Below are 19,232 nucleotides of genomic sequence, written 5' to 3'. Positions count from 1 at the left end.
TAAGGGCGGGGTCAAGCGACGAACCGAGGGCCTGTCGTGTCAGCCTTCGAACAGGCGTTGCCCCCACCACTCGTCGGGGCCGAGTCCAGGTGGGATGGCGAACGTCGACGAGCCGTTCGGGATGAGGTACTCGGTCATCGCGTCCTGGCGGGAGAGCACCTGTTGCATCGGCACGAACTGCTTGGCGTTCTCGCGATTGAACGCGATGAAGAACAGCCCGGCGTCGAGGTGACCGAAACCGTCGGAGCCATCGGTGAAGTTGTACCCGCGGCGCAGGATCTGGACGCCACCGAGGTTGTCCGGGTGCGCGAGCCGGACGTGCGCCGTCCGCGGGATCATGGGTGCGCCGTAGGACGTGACCGTGAAGTCCGGCTTGTCGAACTCGGCGGCCTGGCCCAGCGGCGCGCCGGACCCCTTCGTACGCCCGACGATCTGCTCCTGTTCGAACAGGTTCGCCCGATCCCACGGCTCGATGTCCATCCGGATCCGTCGTGCCACCAGGTAGGTGCCACCCGTCATCCACTGTGCGGATGCCGGATTGTCCTCGGCGCCGACCCAGACCCAACGCTCCAGCAGATCGGTGTCCTCGGCACGCAGGTTGGCCGTTCCGTCCTTGAAACCGAACAGGTTTCGCGGCGTCGACTGGTCCTTGGTGGTCGCCGACGTACGGCCGAACCCCAGTTGCGACCATCGCACGGCGACGACGCCCAGACCCATCCGGGCCAGGTTGCGGATCGCGTGGACGGCCACCTGCGGATCGTCGGCGCAGGCCTGGATGCAGATGTCGCCATAGGAGCGTGACGGCTCGATCCGCTCGGCGGCGAAGGCGGGCAGGTCCACCAGTGCGGCGGGACGATGCGCGCCGATGCCGAAACGGTCGGTGCGAGTCGGGTCGGACGCGCTCGGACCGAACAGGCCCGGGCCGAAACCGATGGTGAGGGTCAGATTGGATGCACTGAGGCCCAGCGCTTCTCCGGTGTCGGCAGGCGGGCTGTACTCGCCGCCGTCCACCGCTCCGCCCGCGACGGTCTCCTCGCCGCGGGTCATCCGCTCGGCTGCCGACGTCCATCGTTTGAGCATCGCCACCAGGTCGTCACGTGAGTCGGTGATGACGTCGAAGCTCGCGAAATGCAGGCGGTCCTGCGCGGCGGTGACGATGCCCGCCTGATGTCGTCCGCGGAAGGCCACCACGTGGTCGGCCCCCGCATCGGCCGCGGTCGCACGGCCGACGGCGACCCCTGCGGCTCCGCCGACGACACCGGTCACCACACCGACACCCGCTCCACCCAGGAGTGTCCGCCGGGAGAATCGGCGGCTGCGCCCCTGGTCGGTCTCGGGTGTCGGTGCGGAGTCGGTCACTTCTGCAGCACCAGCCCCGGAACCTCGGACAACGTGGCGGACAACGCGTCGATCTTGTTCGACAGGTCCTTGCGTTGGGCGGCGTTGACCTGGGTGTAGGGCACGTAGGTCTCACCCTGGCGGAACTGGTCGATGGCTGTGCGTACCGCGGCGAACTGAGCGGTGATCTTGTCCATCAGCTGCTGGTTCTTGGCCGAGATGATCGGCTGCATCTCCGCGATCAGGGTTTCCGAGCCGTCGACGTTGGCCGCGAAGTCCCAGAGGTCGGTGTGCGAGTAGCGATCCTCTTCACCGTCGACCTTGGTGGCCGCGACCTCGTCGATCAGAGCCTGCGGGCCCTGCACGAAACTGCGTGTCTCGAAGGTGAAGTCGGGCTTGTTCACCTCGTCCTTGAGCTTGGTGACGTTCTCCTGCAGACCGTCGGCGACCTTCGCGATGTTGTCGGGTGTGTCGGTGGCCTTGGCGTCGGCGGCGTCGGCCGGGGTCACCTGTCCCGGCTGGTCACCGATCTCGGACTGCTGCGGCGGCCACAGGTAGCGCTCGAGCCGGTGGAAGCCGGTGAACGGCTGCTTGCCGTCTTCGGTGTCGTCCCACCGCATGTCGATGGCGGGATCGAGGTCGGGGAACGACTCGGCGACCGGCTCGATGCGCTCGTAGAAAGTGCGGACCTGCCCGAACTGCGCCTGTGCGGCAGCCCGGTCGCCCTTCTTCACCGCGTCGACGAACGTCGCGGTCTGCGCCTGCAGTCCGTTGAGCTGTCCGCGCACGTACTCGAGGTAGCGCTCCTTTGCGGCGTTGACGTCCGCGGGCGCCTCGGACTTCTCCTTCTTCTCACCGGTGACCGAGATCGTCTGCCGGATACCGGTTCCGACCATGCCCGGCTTGCAGGCGACCTGGTAGTCGCCCGGGTCGACGACCTCGACGGTGAGGCTGCCCGACAGGCCCGGACCGATGTTCTCCACCTCGCCGAGTACTCGATTGTTGTTGCCGTAGACGTAGAACTCGGTCACCTTCGACCCGGAGTTGGTCACCTTGAAGTTGACGTCTCCGGTCTGGGCCTCCGTCGTGGCCAACTCACAGTCGGAGTTGCTGGAGGTCACCGCGATGGCGTCCTCCTGGCCGGACTTGGAGGTGCAGCCCGCGAGCAGCATCGGTGCAGCCACGGCAACGGATGCCAATGCGGCCACGGTGGTGATTCTTCTCGGATTCACCTGTCGTTCCTTTCACACGCCGGCATCGGTTGGAGCCGGGGTCTCAGTGGTGGATTCACCGGATGGCTTCGACGCAGACGCGGGCCGGCGCTGTGCACGAAGGAAGAAGAAGAGGACGACGACGAGGTAGACCGCCCATGCGATCACCTGCAGCACGGTCGGGTCGGGACGGAAGTTGAAGATGCCCGCGAGGACGGTTCCGTACCAGGACGACTGGTCGTAGGTCTCCGAGAAGTCGAAGGCGACGTCGTTGATCCCGGGCAACCAGCCGACCGTCTGCAATGCCCGCACGCCGTAGGCGAGGATGCCGGCTGCGACGACGATCAAGAAGATGCCTGTGTACAGGAAGAACGTGTGGAAGTTCAGGCGGATGGCGCCGCGGTAGAGCAGCACGGTGAGCACTATCGCCACCACGATCCCGACGACGAGTCCCAGCAACGGCCACAGACTGCCGGAGACACTCTCGGCGTACCCGACCATCAGCAGCGCGGTCTCGAATCCCTCTCGGCCGACGGCCAGGAACGCCAGCCCCATGACCGCGGGACCGCCGGTCACCAGGGCCTTGGACAGTCCGCTGCGCAGTTCGGACGAGATCGAGGCCGCGGCCGTGCTCATCCAGAGGACCATGAACGTCACGATCACCACCGCGACCAGCGATGCGAGACCGGCGATCAGTTCGGCGGTGAGGGTGCTGACGGTGGAGGTGCCCAGGTGGATGATCAGGAAGATGAGGACGACCATCGCGACGGCGATGGCGACGCCCGCCCAGATCCATTTGAGTGCGTCCCGGCGGTCGGACTTCACGAGGAAGGCCACCAGGACCATGACCACTATGCCCGTTTCGAGGCCTTCGCGAAGGCCGATGAGTCCGCTGCCGAACATCTGCGCGAAAATCGAGGGCGCGCCACCCGCTGCGAGGAGCTGCATCGTGACCTTCTGTACTGCACCGACTGGGGAGTTCGGTGAGGCTAACCAGACGACAGTAGCCCTTCCGGCGCGGGAACCGGAAGGCGACGCGAGAAGTTGAGATGGTGTCGGGGCGAAGGTCCCCGATGGTGCGGTCGCGTCGGCCGCAGGGGAGAAGTGGGTGAGATGGTGGCGGGTGAAGCCGTGACGCGCAGGCGTCGACGCCGGGTGCTGGCGCCGATCGTCGGCGGACTGACCGTGCTGCTGGCGTCGGCATGCCTGGATCTCCCGTCGATCAACCGGCCCGACATCCCCGACGGCATCCCGCCGGGTGCCGGCGCGCCGACCCCGTACATCGACATCAACGCGCCCGGACGGACGTCGGAGCTGCTGCGTGACTGGGCCGCGCCGATCGCCGACGCGACAGGTGTCCCGTTCATCGCCATGGAGGCATACGGCAACGCCGCCGAGATCCAGCGCCAGCAACATCCGGAGTGCGGGATCGCATGGACCACCCTCGCGGGGGTCGCCGCGGTCGAGAGCAAGCACGGCACGCACGGAGGTGCCGACATCGCGCCGAACGGTGACACCTCGCCGCCGATCCGGGGCGTTCCGCTGGACGGCACCCGCGGCAACCTGCAGATCCGCGACACCGACAACGGTCGGTTGGACGGCGACGCGACCCACGACCGCGCGATGGGGCCGTTCCAGTTCATCCCCGAGACCTGGAAGCGCTACGGCGTGGACGCGAACGGCGACGGTCGGGCCGACCCGGACAACATCGACGACGCGGCACTGTCGGCCGCGCGCTACCTGTGCGTGTCTGCGGGCGGTGACATGACGACGCCGGAGAGTTGGGAGAAGGCCGTGAAGGTCTACAACAACTCGATGAAGTACGTCCTCGACGTGCGGGATCGGGCGAACGCCTACTCCATCAACGTCCGCTACTGATCGACGATTCACGGCGGGTCGTCGGGCCGCTGCCGCTGTGATGCGGTGCCCGGAGATCCTTGCTGCATGCAGCCCGGGGGCAACGTCTAGGCTTTCACCCGTACCCGTCGGCGAGCGCAGGTCGCCGACACGACGACCGATTGGGGCCAGCGGTGGCAATCATCCAGCAGGTAGGCGCACGCGAGATCCTCGACTCGCGGGGCAACCCGACCGTCGAGGTCGAAGTGGTCCTCGACGACGGCACGTTCACGCGTGCAGCTGTGCCGTCCGGCGCCTCGACGGGTGAGCACGAGGCCGTCGAGCTCCGCGACGGTGGCGAACGCTACGGAGGCAAGGGCGTCACCAAGGCGGTCGAGGCCGTGCTCGGTGAGCTCGCGCCCGCCGTCATCGACATCGACGCCGAGGACCAGCGTCTGGTCGACCAGGCCCTGCTCGATGCGGACGGCACCCCGGACAAGTCGCGACTCGGCGCGAACGCGCTACTCGGCGTCTCGCTGGCGGTGGCGAAAGGCGCGGCCGAGTCGGCCGGTCTGCCGCTGTTCCGCTACGTCGGCGGCCCGAATGCACACATCCTGCCCGTACCGATGATGAACATCCTCAACGGCGGCGCGCACGCCGACACCGGCGTCGACGTCCAGGAGTTCATGGTCGCGCCGATCGGCGCGCCCACCTTCAAGGAGGCCCTGCGCTGGGGCACCGAGGTCTACCACTCGTTGAAGTCGGTGCTCAAGGCCAAGGGCCTGTCCACCGGACTCGGTGACGAGGGCGGCTTCGCGCCGGATGCCGCCAACACCACCGCGGCACTGGAGCTGATCTCCGAGGCCATCAACGCCACCGGGCTCCGCCTGGGACCCGACGTCGCGCTCGCACTGGACGTCGCCGCGACCGAGTTCTACACCACCGGAACCGGATACGCCTTCGAGGGCTCCAACCACAGCGTGGAGCAGCTGATCTCGTTCTACTCGAAGCTCGTCGACGACTTCCCGCTGGTCTCGATCGAGGACCCGCTCAGCGAGGACGACTGGGACGGCTGGGCCGCGCTGACCGAGACCGTCGGTGACAAGGTGCAGCTGGTCGGCGACGACCTGTTCGTCACCAATCCGGAGCGCCTCGAGGACGGCATCGCCAAGGGCGTCGCGAACGCACTGTTGGTCAAGGTCAACCAGATCGGCACGCTCACCGAGACCCTCGACGCGGTCACGCTGGCGCACAACAACGGTTACAAGACGATGATGAGCCACCGGTCGGGAGAGACCGAGGACACCACCATCGCCGACCTCGCCGTCGCGGTCAGCTCCGGCCAGATCAAGACCGGTGCGCCCGCACGCAGCGAGCGCGTCGCCAAGTACAACCAGCTCCTCCGCATCGAAGAGGGTCTGGGCGACGCCGCGCGGTACGCCGGGGACCTCGCCTTCCCGCGGTTTTCGTTCGGTTCGTGATTAGCTAGGAGTCATGGCTTCTCGGGACCGGGTGCGGGGTGATCGACGCGACGTGCGTGCGCGCGATCGCTCCCGGCCCGGTTCCCGGCCACGTCGCTCGTCGGAGCAGGCGCCCGCATCGGTCACCGAGACCGGCGAGCAGGAGCTCTCCGACCTCGACGCGCGGGTCGTCACCCGTCGTCGGGTCACGCCGAACCTGGCCGTGCGATGGGAAGGGCTCAACCCGCGTCGAGCTCTCGTACTCGGCCTGGTGGTCAGCGTCGTGGCGTTGACCCTCGCGATGCCGCTGCGCACGTACTTCTCACAGCAGTCGGAGTTCGATCAGTTGAAGACCTCCAATGCGCAGCTCCGCACGGAGGTCGCCGACTATCAGCAGAAGGTCAACGAACAGAACGACCCGGCCTACATCGAGGCGCAGGCACGCGATCGGTTGAAATTCGTGAAGCCGGGGGAGAAGCCGGTGGTGATGATGTTCCCGGGCGATGACGCACGGAAGGCTGCCGAGCAGCAGGCCGAGGAACGCCGCCGCGCACCGTGGTACGGCAATCTCTGGGACGCGGTCGCCACACCGCCGACGCAGAAGTGAGCGTCAGCGACGCCGACCTGTCCGTGATCGCCACGCAGCTCGGACGTGAGCCACGCGGCGTCATCGAGGTCAGCTACCGCACGCCCGACGGCGCGCCCGCGGTGATCAAGACGACCCCGCGCCTGCCTGATGGCACTCCGTTTCCCACCCTGTACTACCTGACCGACCCGCGGCTCACCGCCGAGGCGAGCCGGCAGGAATCGGCCGGGGTGATGAAAGGGATGACCGCCCGACTGGCCGAGGATCCGGAGCTGGCCGAGGCCTACCTGCGCGCCCATCGCTCCTACCTTGCCGAACGCGATGCCATCGAGTCGTTGGGTACCGAGTTCACCGGTGGCGGTATGCCCGACCGGGTGAAGTGCCTGCACGTCCTCATCGCGCACTCCCTGGCGAAGGGGCCGGGAGCCAACCCGCTCGGCGACGAGTCGGTGGCGCTCGCCGCTGATTCGGGTCTGCGGGGCACCGCGATCCCGGCCGACTGGCCCACCTACCGCGACGAGACGGCGCAGTGACGGTCGTCGGCGCGGTCGACTGTGGGACCAACTCGATCCGCTTGCTGGTCGTGCGCGCGGATCCCGACGGAACCCGGCACGAGTTGCATCGTGAGATGCGGGTCGTGCGTCTCGGGCAGGGAGTCGATGCGACCGGCCGGTTCGCCGACGAGGCCATCGAACGCACACGGGTGGCACTCGCCGACTACGTGGACATCCTCGTCGACGCCGGTGCCGAACGCCTCCGGATGGTCGCGACGTCGGCCACCAGGGACGCCGCCAACCGCGACGACTTCTTCGCCGTGACCGGCGCGCTCCTCGATCGGGTGGTGGCAGGGGTGAATGCAGAGGTCATCAGTGGTGACGAGGAGGCTTGTCTGTCCTATCGAGGCGCCGTCGGCGAGCTCGATCCGGCCGACGGACCGTTCGTGGTGACCGACCTCGGAGGTGGTTCCACCGAGGTCGTACTCGGCGACTCCGACGGTGTGATCGCGGCGCACTCGGCCGACATCGGTTGCGTTCGATTGACCGAGCGGGCGTTGGCCTCGGATCCGCCGACACGCGACGAGATCGACCACGCGACCTCGTTCGCCACCGAGCGGTTGGCTCCGGCATTCGCTACGGTCCCGGTCGAGCGGGCGCGCACCTGGGTGGGTGTCGCCGGGACCATGACGACTCTCTCGGCTGTCGGCGCCGGACTGGAGACCTACGATCCCGACGCCATCCACCTCTCCCGCATCTCGTTGGGCGATCTCGACGACGTGTGTCGGCAACTGGTGGGTATGACCCGGGCAGAGCGCGCGGCGCTGGGGCCGATGCATCCCGGCCGAGTCGACGTGATCGGCGGCGGTGCGCTGGTGACCACTGTGCTGGCAAACGAGTTCGACCGGCGTGCGGGCATCTCCGAGCTCGTGGTCAGCGAGCACGACATCCTCGACGGCATCGCCGCGGGACTGCTCGACTGATCGCGGTCAGCGTGCAGCGGCGCTTTCCTCGGGGACGCGCAGCGAGATGTTGTTGCACGCCTCGCAGACCGACTCGGGAATGATGCCGCGCCGCTGCAGGAAGCCGAAGATGATGCAGCCCAGGCAGATCCCGAAGACCGACTCGAGTGTTGCCGCGACGATCAGGAACCCGACCGCGATCTGGGCCGCGAGGCCGAAGCCGAGGAGGCTCAGGACGAGCGCCACCGTCGTCAGGACGAGACCGATCGACTGGGCGAACCGCTTGGGCGGGCCGGCGACGAGCTTCGTCTTCTTCCAGATCTTCGGCACGATGAAACGTACGGACAGCTGACCGAATGGCGACAGCTTCGGGCCGGCGAGCACACGCAACAGGAATCCGATCGCGAGCACCGCATACAGGACCGGGTGGTTCACGACGACCGCGACGATTGCCAGGAGCACCACCAGGCCGGCCGTGGATCGGGCGGCGTAGTCATTGACCGGGTTCGGAAAGGTGTACAGCGATCGGACGGACATCGCGACCTCCTGGGTAGAGCCGTGGCGAACGGAACCAAGTTACGGAGTCGCGGCAGTCCTGGCAACGGATGCGATCACTGGAGATGTAAGGGCGCCGAGGGCGAGATCGGGGTGTAGTGGCCGGTGACGACGGCCGACGACACCGTCCGGGGTGGCGCGGGCGATCGGCTCGCCACCGCGAGAGCGGCTGCGGTGACCACCGCGCAGATCACCAGGAACAGCGGGAAGCCCCACGCCGCGGTGAAGAGGCCGGCATCGGAGTCCCCGTCGAACCAATAAGGACCCAGGGCCAGATACGGCCCGGTGAAGCCGAGCAACATCAGGATGGTCGGGAGGATCAGCAGCACCGAGCACACGCGGGCGACGCGACTGAAGAACGACGCGATCGAGCCGATGAGCAGCAACGCGCTGATCGGCGGCGACAGGACCCAGCAGAGCAGCAGGGTCGACAGAGCCGCACTGCCGGAGTGGCTGATCCCGGTCAGGATCTCGCCGATCGGCCAATTACCGCCACCGACTATCTGCGACCAGGTCACGGCCGTGTAAGCGGCGACGAGGATCGCGAAGATCACCGCCAGCAGACCCGAGACCACCGCCGACGCCGGACGTGCCGGAGTCGGCGGTGGAGGTGGTGTCGCAAAGGTATTCGGCCCCTGCCCTGGCGGCGGGAAGGTCACCGATCACCCTCGGTCTCGAGATCGCGCTGCTCGCGGGCGCCCGGGAGTGCCGGTCGCTCACCGATCCCGTCGAGGATCTCGCCGTCGATGTGATCGTCGACGGGTACCTCGTCGTCGGCACCCAGTTCGCCCGTACGCTCGGCGTCCAGGCGAGCACGTTGGGCCGCTTCGCGCATCTCGAATCCATCGCTGATCAGGTCTCCGACCTCGCGCGCGACGTCCACGACGGCGGTGGTGATGATCGTGGCGATTCGCCCGACCCGGGTGGCCGTCGACTCCAGGATCTCCTGGGCGATGTCCTTGTTGCGTTCCAAACGGTCGACCATGGTCTCTCCTCGTCGTCGCGGGATCGCGCGCCGTCGGTGGGTTCGGACCGACCATACCGCCCGCGGGCGGGTCTGCTCAGGCCGCCGACGACGCCGAGCGCTCGACCGTCACCACGATGTCGTTGTCGTCGCGGGTCATGAAGTTCGGCAGCGACAGCTTGGCGATCTTCTTCCACGTCGACATCAGCTGGTGGCTCAGCGAACCGGTGTTGTAGGGCAGACCGTACTTCTCGCAGATCTCGCGCACCTCGCCGGAGATCTCCGGGTACCGGCTCGCCGGGATGTCGGGGAACAGGTGGTGTTCGATCTGGTGCGAGAGGTTGCCGCTCATGATGTGGAACAGGGGCGACCCGTCGATGTTCGCGGAGCCGAGCATCTGCCGCAGGTACCACTGACCGCGGGTCTCGTTCTCGCATTCCTCCGACGTGAACGTCTGTGCGCCGCTGGGGAAGTGACCGCAGAAGATGATGGAGTACGTCCACACGTTGCGGACCAGGTTGGCGGTGGCGTTGCCGACCAGAGTCGGAACGAACAGCGGTCCGGTCAGTGCCGGGAAGACCACGTAGTCCTTGAGGACCTGGCGACCGGCCTTGCGCCACATGCCCTTCACGAGGCCCTTGACGTCGTGCCACTTGCGCTTGCCGGCCACGATGTTCTCGACCTCGAGGTCGTGCAGCATCACGCCCCACTCGAACAGCAGCATCAGTGCGGTCGCGTACCCGAGGTTGCCGAGGTAGTACGGATTCCACTTCTGATCGCGATCCATCCGCAGGATGCCGTAGCCGATGTCGCGGTCTTCACCGACGATGTTGGTGAAGGTGTGGTGCATGTAGTTGTGGCTGTGGCGCCACTGGTCGGCCGGGCAGACGGTGTCCCATTCGAATTCGCGCGAGTTGTAGGTGTCCTCGCGCATCCAGTCGTACTGGCCGTGCATGACGTTGTGACCGATCTCCATGTTGTCGAGGATCTTCGACACGGAGAGTGCACCGACGGCGGCGATCCAGGCCGGCGGGAAGAAGCCGAGGTACATCAGGGCGCGACCGGCGACCTCGAATCCACGCTGGGCGCGGATGACCGAGTAGATGTATTCGCGGTCCTTCTCGCCGAGGTCGGCGACGAGACGCGCCTTCAGGGCGTCCAGGTCGCGTCCGAGTGCCTCGACCTCCGCGTAGCTCAGGACGATGTTCTTCGGATCGCGGACGACCTTGAGAGGGTTCGCCGGTTCGACCGCGGTCTCGGCGGCCTCGGGAGCGGGGGTGGGGGTGTCCAGGATGTCGGTCATGGTTCTCATACCTCGATTTCCACGTCGCCAACCGGTGCGTTGATGCACAGCTGGATCTGGGTGTCGGATTCGGTGTCGATGTCGCCGGTCAGCACGTTGCGCGTGCATCCGGCCTTCTTGACGGCGGTGCAGGAGAAGCAGATCCCCATGCGGCAACCGTGCTCTGGCGAGAGCCCCGCGGACTCGGCCTGGTCCAGGATCGTCCGGCCGTCGTTGGTCGCCACGCGATCGGAGGACAGGAAGCGGAGTTCGCCGCTCACCGCCTCGTCGGGGTCAGGTGCGACGCGGCTCGCCAGGGTGAATGCCTCGGAGTGCAGCGACCGGGTGTGGCCGGTCGACTCGTGGTGCTCGGTGACCGCCGACATCAGGCCGGGCGGACCGCAGAGGAAGAGGTCTGCGACGGCGAGGTGTTCGATGTCGGCCAGGTGGCCCGCCTCGAAGTGGCCGCCGCCCGGACCGTCGGCACGGGTGTACCGGAGCCGGAGATCCACGGTCGGATGAATGGCTGCGAGTTCCTCCAGTAGTTCTCGCTGCGGGACGTCGTCGGCGTCGCGCGCGTAGTGCAGGAAGGTGATCGGACGGCGGTACCCGCGGGCCAGCAGCGTGCGCACCATCGAGAGTACAGGTGTAATGCCGCTGCCTCCGCTGACGAAGACCGCTGCCTCCGGATCGCGCGCCGGGAGGGTGAAGGTGCCGTCCGGGGTCGAGAGGCCCAGGACGTCGCCGACCCGGGTGCGCTCGCGCAGATGTCGTGACACGAATCCGTCGTCATGGGCAGTCACGATCAGTTCGATGTCGGAATCCGGGCCACCCTCGGCGTTGGCCGGCGAGAAGCAGCGCATGTGACGCACGCCGTCGATGACGACGCTGAGCTGCACATACTGGCCGGCACGATGGCCGGACCACTGACGGGTGGGACGGAGGACGAGGCGAACCGTCCGGTCCGTGGGGTGCTCGACCTCGATCACCTTCGCGCGGAGGTCACGCCACGTCAGCATGGGGTCGACGAGCTCGAGATAGCGGTCGACGGGGTGGGGCGAGAGTGCGGCTTCGATGACGGAGCCGACGAAATCTGGGAGTCGGATGCTCATTGGGCTGAGTCCTTCACTTCGTGCTTTCAGTGCACATCTGTACACCAACGAGTGTGGCATGGGATCGGACCGGTCCGTCAAGGCGAACCGCGTGTGATGGCACTCACGAGTGACCCCGGTATGTGGCGTGGACTCCAGACAGGCGGACGGGGACGTCGACGCGCTGATGCGGGTGGGACATAGAATCGTCGTCGTGACCCGGACCCGGACCGCAGGTTCCGCGCGTCGGCCCCGGCCGGCACGCGGCGATGTGACCGATTCGGAGAGCCGGGCCGAGCGCAAGGGGCGGACGCGGCAATCGCTGATCGACGCCACCATGGACCTGGTCGAGGAGCGCAGTTTCGCCAGCATCAGCCTGCGCGAGGTGGCACGCGGTGCGGGCATCGTCCCGACCGCCTTCTATCGACACTTCGCCTCGATGGAGGACCTCGGGGTCACCCTCGTGGAGGACTCGATGCGAGTGCTGCGCGGCGCGCTGCGCGAGGGTCGGCGTGATCTGGCCGCGCGTCAGGCGCTGCCGACCGCGCAGAACTCGCTGGAGATCCTGCTCGCCCACGTCGACGACAACGAGCCCGCGTTCCGATTCCTGGTGCGTGAACAGCACGGCGGCGTCAGCGAGATCCGGCGCGCGATCGACACCGAGCTACGACTGTTCTCCAAAGAGCTCGCGATCGACCTCTCGCGCATGCCCGACCTCGCGGCCTGGGGGCCCGAGGATCTCGAACTCGCCGCCGAGCTGATCGTGACGATCATGCTCACCGCGGTCGCCGACATCCTCGACGGTGACCACCGGGGCCGTGGGTCCCGTCGTGAGATCGTCGAGCGGACCGAACGCCAGCTGGTGATGGTGTTCCTGGGCATGGGAAAGTGGCGCCCGCTGAACAGCTGAGACGTCGATCGTGCGCTCGGATCCGTCGATCGTGCGCTCCGACTCGTTCATCGTGCGCTCGAAAGCGTCGAACGTTCGCTTGAGTGCGTCGGTCGTGCGGGTCGCGCCGGCAGCTGGTGGTCTGCTCTCCGCACCGGTGACACCTCAGGGCCGATCGCTGTGCAATGCGGCAAGCGCGCCTCTCTGACGCGTCATTTGTGCAGATCGAGCGCGTGATGAGATCCGGATACCGTACGGCTGTCCGACTTCCCGCATATGCTTCTGCCATGTCCGGTGAGCGCGTCGACACCCAGTTCGGGCCCTATCGGCTCGACGAGTTGCTCGGGCGTGGTGGCATGGGAGAGGTCTACCGCGCGTTCGACACCGAGAAGGAACGAGTCGTGGCGGTCAAGCTCCTTAACCCGGGACTGGCCGGCGATGCGACGTTTCAGGAGAGGTTCCGTCGCGAGTCCCGTGCAGCTGCTCGCCTGGGCGAGCCGCACGTCATCCCGATTCACGACTGGGGCGAGATCGACGGCGTGTTGTTCATCGACATGCGGCTGGTCGACGGAGAGGACCTGCGTTCCGTCCTCCGGCGCGAGGCGCCGCTGACGCCGGAGCGAGCGGTCGGGATCATCGCGCAGGTATCCTCGGCGCTCGATGCCGCGCACGCCGACGGATTGGTGCATCGGGACATCAAACCGGAGAACATCCTCATCGGGACAGGCGATTTCGCCTATCTGGTCGACTTCGGCATCGCTCACGGCGCCGACGACACGCACCTCACCCAGACGGGGACCGCGATCGGGTCCATCGCGTACATGGCTCCCGAGTTGTTCGACGCGACCGCGATCGGCCCCTCTGGTGACATCTATGCTCTGACCTGTGTGTTGTTCGAGTGTCTGACGGGCCGGGTCCCTCATCCGGCGCATTCGGTCAGTGCGGCCATCAAGGCTGCGGTCCTGGATCAGCCGCCATCGGTGAGCGAGGTGAACTCCGATGTGCCGGCAGGCCTCGACCCTGTGATCGGGGCCGGCCTCGCCGCTGATCCCGAGAGACGGTTTGCGACGGCCGGACGTCTGGTCGACGCAGCGAAGCGTGCACTCGCCGGCGAACCGGACCCGTTGGCCGGCCTGGTCCCGGGACCCGTGGTCGGTGCCACGACGTCAGATGCCGAGTCGCCGACGTCCATCGTGGCCTCCCCGACGGTCATCGCACCGTCTGGCGAGCAGTACGAGCCGACTCAGGTTCGCCGCCTGGATTCGGGCGGGGCCGGCCCTGAGCCGGCGCAGTATCCCGCAGCGACCAACTTCTCGGGTCCTCAGCCCCCTTCAGGAATCACCCAGCCGGGAACCACTCAGTACTCGGGACCACAGCAATTCTCCGGGCCCCAGCACTTCTCGGCCCCGCAGCAGTACTCAGAGCCGCACGCCTACGGCATCTATGGACCTCCGGTAGTCGGCCGGGAGGCGCCGCCACGTCGGGATCGCTCGGTCGCCTACGTGCTGCTCGCGATCGCTGCCGTCGCCGTGATCGGAGTACTCGTCCTCGGCGCGATCTGGCTGACCGGCCGGTCGTCGACAACACAGTCGGCGTCGACCCCGACCACGCCCACCGTCACCCAGACGATCACGCCGTCGGACGCGACCCCGACGATCCCGCCCGTCGCGACAGGTCCCGCGGCGCCGCCGCCCGGGTCGTCCCCGTGCGACGGAACGGTCGGGGTCGGGACCGGCGTCACCAGCTGCGCATTCGCGTTCAGCGTTCGCGACGAGTACCTCCGCACAGGTCCAAAGGGCGCACCACGGGCGGTCACCGCATACAGCCCGGTCACCGGGGCGTCGTATCCGATGGTGTGTGTGCCGGAGGGGGTCATCGTGGTGTGCCGCGGGGGAACCGATGCAGTGGTCCACATCTATTGACCACACCTGGTCGTCAGGAGCCGAGATCGTATGTCCATCCGAGCTGTCCTCGCCCCACTCCTGATCGTCCTATCCCTTGCCGTCGCTCTCGTGGGATGTGGGACCTCATCGACCACCGAGCCGTCGTCGGTGCCCCCGGTGACGGTGACCGTGACAGCTCCTCCGTCGAGCAGCGCACCGTCTACGTCGGAGTCCGCCACGCCGCGAACAACCGCGTTGACTACGGGATTCACGCGGGCGCAGGCATCTGCGGGTCAGCCGGTCGGCGTCGTGGTGGTCCCGGTGGGTGGTGGAGAAGCGGTGGAGTTGGGCGATCAGACCCCTCGCGTCGCCTGGTCGACGATCAAGGTCCCGCTCGCGATCGCCGCTCAACGTGCCAATGGCCAGTCCTCGGCGCAGACGACTGCGATCATCAACTCCGACAATGCCTCAGCCGAGCAGTTGTGGTCCTCGCTGGGCAGCGCAGGCCAGGCATCTGCGGCAGTCACCGCGGTGCTGCGGGACGGTGGGGACACATCGACGGTGGTGCCGGCACAGCGACTCCGGCCCGGGTACACGGTCTTCGGGCAGACGGTGTGGACGCTCGCCGCGGCCGGGACGTTCACCGCACAACTGCCGTGTATGAGGGGTACCGAGCACGTCGTCTCCCTGATGGGACAGGTGGCGGCCAACCAACAGTGGGGCGTCGAGACGATGGCGACTCCGAAAGCCACGGCGGTCAAGGGAGGGTGGGGCCCCGGCGCGTCTTCCGGCTACGTGGTCCGGCAGATCGGGCTCATCACGTATCGCGACGGTCGGATGGCCTCGATCGTCATGAGCACTGCAGGTTCGTCGTTGGACTCCGGGATCGCTGCGTTGAACGTGATCGGTAGATGGTTGAACCGGAACCTCGTTCAGTTGCCCCGCGGTCGCTGCAGTTAGCCTCTCGAGCTCGTAGTTCGCGCCCCGACTGCACTCGTGCGCCTGTTCGACCAGACGCAGCAACTCGGGGGAGACACTCATGGGCGCGGATCATCCAGGTCACGGCTACTTCACACCTTGATTGCTGTTCGTGACCCAACTCGCGGACCAGCGCGCGAGCTCGTAACCTGAGTTACTGATGTTATTCAGGAGGTAGAAGTGACTAGAGTGAGGCGGACGAGTCGGGCCGCGATCATCATCGCGCTGACCGGCGTACTCATGTGCGGGGGTGCGGTCGCGCACGCGGCACCGCAACCGCCGTGGTTCGCGATGCTGCCGCCTCAGATCCAGCAGTTGCTGACGCCACCGGTTCCGGTCGAGAAGAAGCTCGCGACCAGCTTCGCGGCACTGCAGAAGTCCATGCGGAAATCTCTGCCCGGCAAGTTCGGTGTGTCCATCGCCCCCATCGGCGGCGACACCCCACTGACTTTCGGCACGCTTCGCACCGGTCGGGCATGGTCGACGCTCAAGGTCCCGGTATCGCTCGCGGCTCAGCGCAAGAACGGGTATCGCGTCGTACAGAAGGAGAACAAGGCGATCATGTTCTCGGACAACGACGCCGCGGGAGACCTGTGGGGATCCCTCGGCGGCGGTCGTAGCTCGGTCGACGCCGTGACCACGGTTCTACGCGAGGGGCATGACGACGGCACCAGGGTGAGTTCCGAAGCCGACAACCCGCCGTCGTACCCCGGCTACACCCAGTGGTCACTCGCCGATCAGGCGCGATTCGGCGCCCACCTGCCGTGCCTGAAAGACAGCGAGCACGTCATCCGACTGATGAGTTCGGTTGCGCCGAACCAGCAGTGGGGTCTCGCGAAGGTCGGTCGCAATCAGGGTGCGGTCACCGCAGTGAAGGGCGGGTGGGGGCCGGCGACCGGGAACAGTGGCGGCTATCTGGTGCGCCAGCTCGGCATCATCACCACCACTCGGGGCCAGGTCGCGGTCGCCATGGCGGCGGTGCCCAAGAACGGTTCGTTCTCGACGGGCACAGCGATGCTCAACCGCGTCGGAGACTGGCTGGGCCGGAACCTCGCGACCCTCCCGGCCGGGAAGTGTGGGGTGTCCGTGCCCTGACGTGTCAGCTGCCGTCCGGGAGTGAATGACGCCCGGAGCTGGGGCCGTCGTTCGGCGGTGCGTTTCGGGGCGGACCCGATGTCGGCGGAATCGCCGGCCACGAATCGGTCGGTGCGGATGACGGTTCCGGAGCGGGTGCGGGAGTCGGATCATCGTCGCCCAGCCACGGGTCGAGGCGACGTGATGTCACCGGCTTCTCGAGACGCGAGCCGGCGGTGTCGTCCGGTCGGCGGTCATCTGTCGCGGGCCGGTCAGCCGAGGTCGGGCCTTCGGGATCGATGGTCGACCGGCGAGCGGCCGGCTCGTCGTAAGGATCGATCGCGATCGCGTTGAGTTCGCCGGTCCGCAGGCGGGCCGGGAGATCAGAGTCCCTGGCGCGCGCGGATCTGGCCTCTCGCAACCGCTGACCCGACGTCCGGCCAGGCGTCGCGGCAATCGGCGCTCCCGACGGATCGTCGCCGGCCTGATCGTCGTGCCATCCTGCATCGTCGGAGTCGGCGTCGTCGGTCCCGTCCCGATTCCCCGACGGCCGGGTGAGCAGTGCGGCGATGGCAGTCGTCAGCGGAACCGACAGGGCGATCGCGATCCCGCCGACGAACGAGCGACCCAACTCCACGGCGACCGCATCGGTGGTCAGCAGCGACCCGAAAGGCTGCTGAGCCACCGAGAAGAGCAGCAACAACGGCAGAGCGCTGCCCGCGTATGCGAAGACCAGGGTGTACACGGTGCTCGCGATGTGGTCGCGTCCCACGCGCATCGCCGCACGGAACGTCGCCGTCCGGGTCGGCTCGCCGGCCGCGGACAGTTCGAAGGCAGCTGATGCCTGGGTGATCGTGACGTCGTTCAGCACCCCGAGCGTGCCGATGATGAAGCCTGCCAACAACAGTCCGCTGATCGAGATGCTGCCCTGATAGACCTGCAGGTTGGTGGTCTGGTCACCCGAGAGCCCGGTCAGGTTCATCGTGTCGATGGCCAGCCAACTCAGCAGTCCGGCGAAGACGAGCGAGGTCAACGTGCCCAACAGGGCGGAGCTGGTCCGCAGACTGATGCCGTGCGCCAGATAGAGCACGACGAACAGGATCGCCGCGGACGACACCACGGCAACCGCCACGGGTGACTCACCGTCCAGTATCGCGGGCAATGTGAAGAAGCCGAGGACGACGAAGGCGAACACGAGCCCGATGATCGACCGGAGTCCGCGCCAGGCGGCGACCAGGACCACGGCGCCGACGAATGCGAGGGCCCAGAGGATCGTCGGGATCGTTCGGCCGAAGTCGTAGAAGGTGTAACGCTGCGATCCGTCGGGGTTGGGGACCACGCTCAGTCGGATCTTGTCCTCGGTGCGCAGCGTCGGCTGGCCGGCCTGCGGTTCGTCGAGGATTGCCGGGTCGGGCGTCACCGAGTCGGGGCCCGCGCCGGACTGGGCGCGATTCGTCGGGACCTCCAACAGCACGTACTTGCCGGAGTCGGTCCCGGACGACAGACGCACGACATTCTGGATGCACGGGCCACCATCACCCTGTTGCACGGGGATGTCGGAGGTGTCCTGGACCGTGCCTGCCAATGGGTTGAGGCAGTCCGCGCGAACCTGCGAGATGACCTGACCGTCGACAGTCCTGATCGAACCGCCGTCGGCGGACCGGAACTGGACCGGGATCGGATGATCGCCACCCGACGGCCACAGCGCCACCGCGCCGGCCACCACCCCGCCGCCTGCGAGGGCCAGCAACACGATGACCAGCCATTTGGCGACAGGTGAGAGCACCGACGACGTGTCGATCTGCGGCGCCCCGTGCCCGTGCCCCACATGGCCATGACCCACATGCCCGGGGGAAGTCTCCGGTCGGGACGCTCGTAGACGGGTTCGGCCCGGGGTGCGATCCACGACGACACCCTATGCGCTGCGGCCGGCAGTTCCCAGGTACGCGGTTGATCAGCGACTCATCTCACCGCCGAAGGCGACGAGTTCTGATGACGTCACGCGGCACGGCGGCATCGGTCTGCAGACCGTGACCGCAATCGGCAGGGCGAGATGCTCAGCCGGCGAGGTGCAGGGCGACGAGTTCGTTGAGGTGGGCGGCGACGTCATCCAACGGTGCGGTGGTCCGGGTGGCCTCGGACAGCACGACCGCACCCTCGACCGCAGCGACGATGGTCGTGGCCAGCGATGCCGCGACGGTGTCGGCGACACCTGCCTCGTGCAGATGGTCGGCGATCACCCGTCGCCACTCGCCGAACACCTCGACGGCGGCTTCGGTCGCCCCGGCGGCGGAGTGTCTGCCGAGGGCTGCGGCGACCACCGGGCATCCGCCCTGGAAATCCGTCGCCCGCAACATCGCCGACCACATCTCGGCAAATGCGCCGATCGGGTCGGGTTTCGTCATGACCGCGCTCAGTACGGCGGTGAGCGCACCGCCCGCTGTCTTCGTGGTGGCGGTGACCAGTTCCGTCTTGCCGCCGGGGAAGTTCAGATACAGCGAACGTCGGGCGACCCCGCTCTCCTTGAGGATCTCGGCGACACCGGTTCCGGCCACGCCATGACGACGCATGAGATCGGCTGTGGCCTCGATGAGTTGATCCCTGACCGCCATCCGGCTGTACCTCCTTG

Annotated in this window: 18 protein-coding genes and 1 pseudogene; 9 read left to right on the top strand and 10 right to left on the bottom strand. The window is 67.3% G+C overall.

The window, feature by feature from the left end; all coding sequences use genetic code 11:
• Nucleotides 1–39: 39 nt before the first annotated feature.
• Genes efeB through efeU form a run of 3 tightly spaced genes read right to left on the bottom strand, consistent with a single transcriptional unit; the run spans nucleotide 40 to nucleotide 3,497 of the window.
• Complete coding sequence (efeB, locus tag GS4_RS11870; protein ID WP_007620800.1) at nucleotides 40–1,359, bottom strand: iron uptake transporter deferrochelatase/peroxidase subunit; 1,320 nt, start codon at nucleotides 1,357–1,359, stop codon at nucleotides 40–42.
• Entirely contained in the window at nucleotides 1,356–2,570 is a 1,215-nt protein-coding gene (gene efeO / locus GS4_RS11865; protein ID WP_007620799.1) for an iron uptake system protein EfeO, read from the bottom strand. The genes efeB and efeO overlap by 4 nt, the downstream gene beginning before the upstream one ends.
• A 12-nt stretch (nucleotides 2,571–2,582) precedes the next feature.
• Nucleotides 2,583–3,497, bottom strand: a complete 915-nt coding sequence (gene efeU / locus GS4_RS11860; protein WP_007620797.1) for an iron uptake transporter permease EfeU — start codon at nucleotides 3,495–3,497, stop codon at nucleotides 2,583–2,585.
• 165 nt (nucleotides 3,498–3,662) lie between these two features.
• Between efeU and GS4_RS11855 the strand changes: the two genes are divergently transcribed.
• The 5 genes from GS4_RS11855 to GS4_RS11835 all read left to right on the top strand — a co-directional run bounded on the left by GS4_RS11855 (nucleotide 3,663) and on the right by GS4_RS11835 (nucleotide 7,908).
• Entirely contained in the window at nucleotides 3,663–4,427 is a 765-nt protein-coding gene (locus GS4_RS11855; protein ID WP_007620795.1) for a lytic transglycosylase domain-containing protein, read from the top strand.
• A gap of 152 nt (nucleotides 4,428–4,579) precedes the next feature.
• On the top strand, nucleotides 4,580–5,866 hold the full coding sequence (eno, locus tag GS4_RS11850) for a phosphopyruvate hydratase (protein WP_007620793.1): 1,287 nt from the start codon (nucleotides 4,580–4,582) through the stop codon (nucleotides 5,864–5,866).
• 13 nt (nucleotides 5,867–5,879) lie between these two features.
• Complete coding sequence (locus tag GS4_RS11845; protein ID WP_007620791.1) at nucleotides 5,880–6,452, top strand: FtsB family cell division protein; 573 nt, start codon at nucleotides 5,880–5,882, stop codon at nucleotides 6,450–6,452.
• Complete coding sequence (locus GS4_RS11840) at nucleotides 6,449–6,964, top strand: DUF501 domain-containing protein (RefSeq protein ID WP_007620788.1); 516 nt, start codon at nucleotides 6,449–6,451, stop codon at nucleotides 6,962–6,964. The genes GS4_RS11845 and GS4_RS11840 overlap by 4 nt, the downstream gene beginning before the upstream one ends.
• Complete coding sequence (locus GS4_RS11835) at nucleotides 6,961–7,908, top strand: Ppx/GppA phosphatase family protein (protein ID WP_007620786.1); 948 nt, start codon at nucleotides 6,961–6,963, stop codon at nucleotides 7,906–7,908. Before GS4_RS11840 ends, GS4_RS11835 begins: the two co-directional genes overlap by 4 nt.
• Nucleotides 7,909–7,914: 6 nt before the next feature.
• On the opposite strand, the gene GS4_RS11830 is transcribed toward GS4_RS11835, so the two are convergent.
• The 5 genes from GS4_RS11830 to GS4_RS11810 form a co-directional block, all read right to left on the bottom strand.
• On the bottom strand, nucleotides 7,915–8,424 hold the full coding sequence (locus GS4_RS11830; RefSeq protein WP_007620785.1) for a DUF4395 domain-containing protein: 510 nt from the start codon (nucleotides 8,422–8,424) through the stop codon (nucleotides 7,915–7,917).
• A 74-nt stretch (nucleotides 8,425–8,498) separates the two neighbouring features.
• Nucleotides 8,499–9,101 carry a hypothetical protein gene (locus tag GS4_RS11825; RefSeq protein ID WP_007620784.1) on the bottom strand — a complete coding sequence of 201 codons (603 nt, stop codon included), beginning with the start codon at nucleotides 9,099–9,101 and terminating at the stop codon, nucleotides 8,499–8,501.
• A complete protein-coding gene (locus GS4_RS11820) occupies nucleotides 9,098–9,427 on the bottom strand; it encodes a hypothetical protein (RefSeq protein ID WP_007620783.1) in 330 nt (109 codons plus the stop codon). The genes GS4_RS11825 and GS4_RS11820 overlap by 4 nt, the downstream gene beginning before the upstream one ends.
• Before the next feature lie 76 nt (nucleotides 9,428–9,503).
• Nucleotides 9,504–10,709, bottom strand: a complete 1,206-nt coding sequence (locus tag GS4_RS11815; RefSeq protein ID WP_007620782.1) for a fatty acid desaturase family protein — start codon at nucleotides 10,707–10,709, stop codon at nucleotides 9,504–9,506.
• Nucleotides 10,710–10,714: 5 nt separating this feature from the next.
• Entirely contained in the window at nucleotides 10,715–11,800 is a 1,086-nt protein-coding gene (locus GS4_RS11810; protein ID WP_007620781.1) for a ferredoxin reductase, read from the bottom strand.
• A 193-nt stretch (nucleotides 11,801–11,993) separates the two neighbouring features.
• Here GS4_RS11810 and GS4_RS11805 point away from each other — a divergent pair, with 193 nt between their 5' ends.
• From GS4_RS11805 to GS4_RS11790, 4 genes are all read left to right on the top strand, one after another.
• On the top strand, nucleotides 11,994–12,689 hold the full coding sequence (locus tag GS4_RS11805) for a TetR family transcriptional regulator (protein WP_040510325.1): 696 nt from the start codon (nucleotides 11,994–11,996) through the stop codon (nucleotides 12,687–12,689).
• A 266-nt stretch (nucleotides 12,690–12,955) separates the two neighbouring features.
• Nucleotides 12,956–14,590 (top strand): serine/threonine-protein kinase, encoded by a 1,635-nt coding sequence (locus GS4_RS11800; RefSeq protein ID WP_040510324.1) that lies wholly within the window; start codon nucleotides 12,956–12,958, stop codon nucleotides 14,588–14,590.
• A gap of 30 nt (nucleotides 14,591–14,620) precedes the next feature.
• Nucleotides 14,621–15,511, top strand: a complete 891-nt coding sequence (locus GS4_RS11795) for a hypothetical protein (protein WP_007620777.1) — start codon at nucleotides 14,621–14,623, stop codon at nucleotides 15,509–15,511.
• Nucleotides 15,512–15,709: 198 nt separating this feature from the next.
• Nucleotides 15,710–16,624, top strand: a complete 915-nt coding sequence (locus tag GS4_RS11790) for a hypothetical protein (protein ID WP_007620776.1) — start codon at nucleotides 15,710–15,712, stop codon at nucleotides 16,622–16,624.
• 514 nt (nucleotides 16,625–17,138) lie between these two features.
• Here GS4_RS11790 and GS4_RS11785 read toward each other — a convergent pair.
• Nucleotides 17,139–18,446 (bottom strand): annotated as a pseudogene (locus GS4_RS11785) (YibE/F family protein); the annotation flags it as partial.
• 214 nt (nucleotides 18,447–18,660) lie between these two features.
• A complete protein-coding gene (locus tag GS4_RS11780; protein ID WP_007620774.1) occupies nucleotides 18,661–19,215 on the bottom strand; it encodes a TetR/AcrR family transcriptional regulator in 555 nt (184 codons plus the stop codon).
• Between the last annotated feature and the right edge of the window lie 17 nt (nucleotides 19,216–19,232).

It is taken from the genome of Gordonia soli NBRC 108243 (assembly GCF_000334455.1).
Classification (GTDB): domain Bacteria; phylum Actinomycetota; class Actinomycetes; order Mycobacteriales; family Mycobacteriaceae; genus Gordonia; species Gordonia soli.
Note: the sequence above shows the minus strand (reverse complement) of the source record. Positions and strands in the feature narration are given on the sequence as shown.

Excerpts from the sequence above, each read along its gene's own strand:
- GS4_RS11845 (WP_007620791.1), top strand. The coding sequence starts at position 5,880 with ATGGCTTCTCGGGACCGGGTGCGGGGTGATCGACGCGACGTGCGTGCG.
- GS4_RS11810 (WP_007620781.1), bottom strand. The coding sequence starts at position 11,800 with ATGAGCATCCGACTCCCAGATTTCGTCGGCTCCGTCATCGAAGCCGCA.
- GS4_RS11800 (WP_040510324.1), top strand. The coding sequence starts at position 12,956 with ATGTCCGGTGAGCGCGTCGACACCCAGTTCGGGCCCTATCGGCTCGAC.
- GS4_RS11855 (WP_007620795.1), top strand. The coding sequence starts at position 3,663 with ATGGTGGCGGGTGAAGCCGTGACGCGCAGGCGTCGACGCCGGGTGCTG.
- GS4_RS11795 (WP_007620777.1), top strand. The coding sequence starts at position 14,621 with ATGTCCATCCGAGCTGTCCTCGCCCCACTCCTGATCGTCCTATCCCTT.
- GS4_RS11815 (WP_007620782.1), bottom strand. The coding sequence starts at position 10,709 with ATGACCGACATCCTGGACACCCCCACCCCCGCTCCCGAGGCCGCCGAG.
- efeU (WP_007620797.1), bottom strand. The coding sequence starts at position 3,497 with ATGCAGCTCCTCGCAGCGGGTGGCGCGCCCTCGATTTTCGCGCAGATG.
- GS4_RS11780 (WP_007620774.1), bottom strand. The coding sequence starts at position 19,215 with ATGGCGGTCAGGGATCAACTCATCGAGGCCACAGCCGATCTCATGCGT.
- GS4_RS11830 (WP_007620785.1), bottom strand. The coding sequence starts at position 8,424 with ATGTCCGTCCGATCGCTGTACACCTTTCCGAACCCGGTCAATGACTAC.
- GS4_RS11820 (WP_007620783.1), bottom strand. The coding sequence starts at position 9,427 with ATGGTCGACCGTTTGGAACGCAACAAGGACATCGCCCAGGAGATCCTG.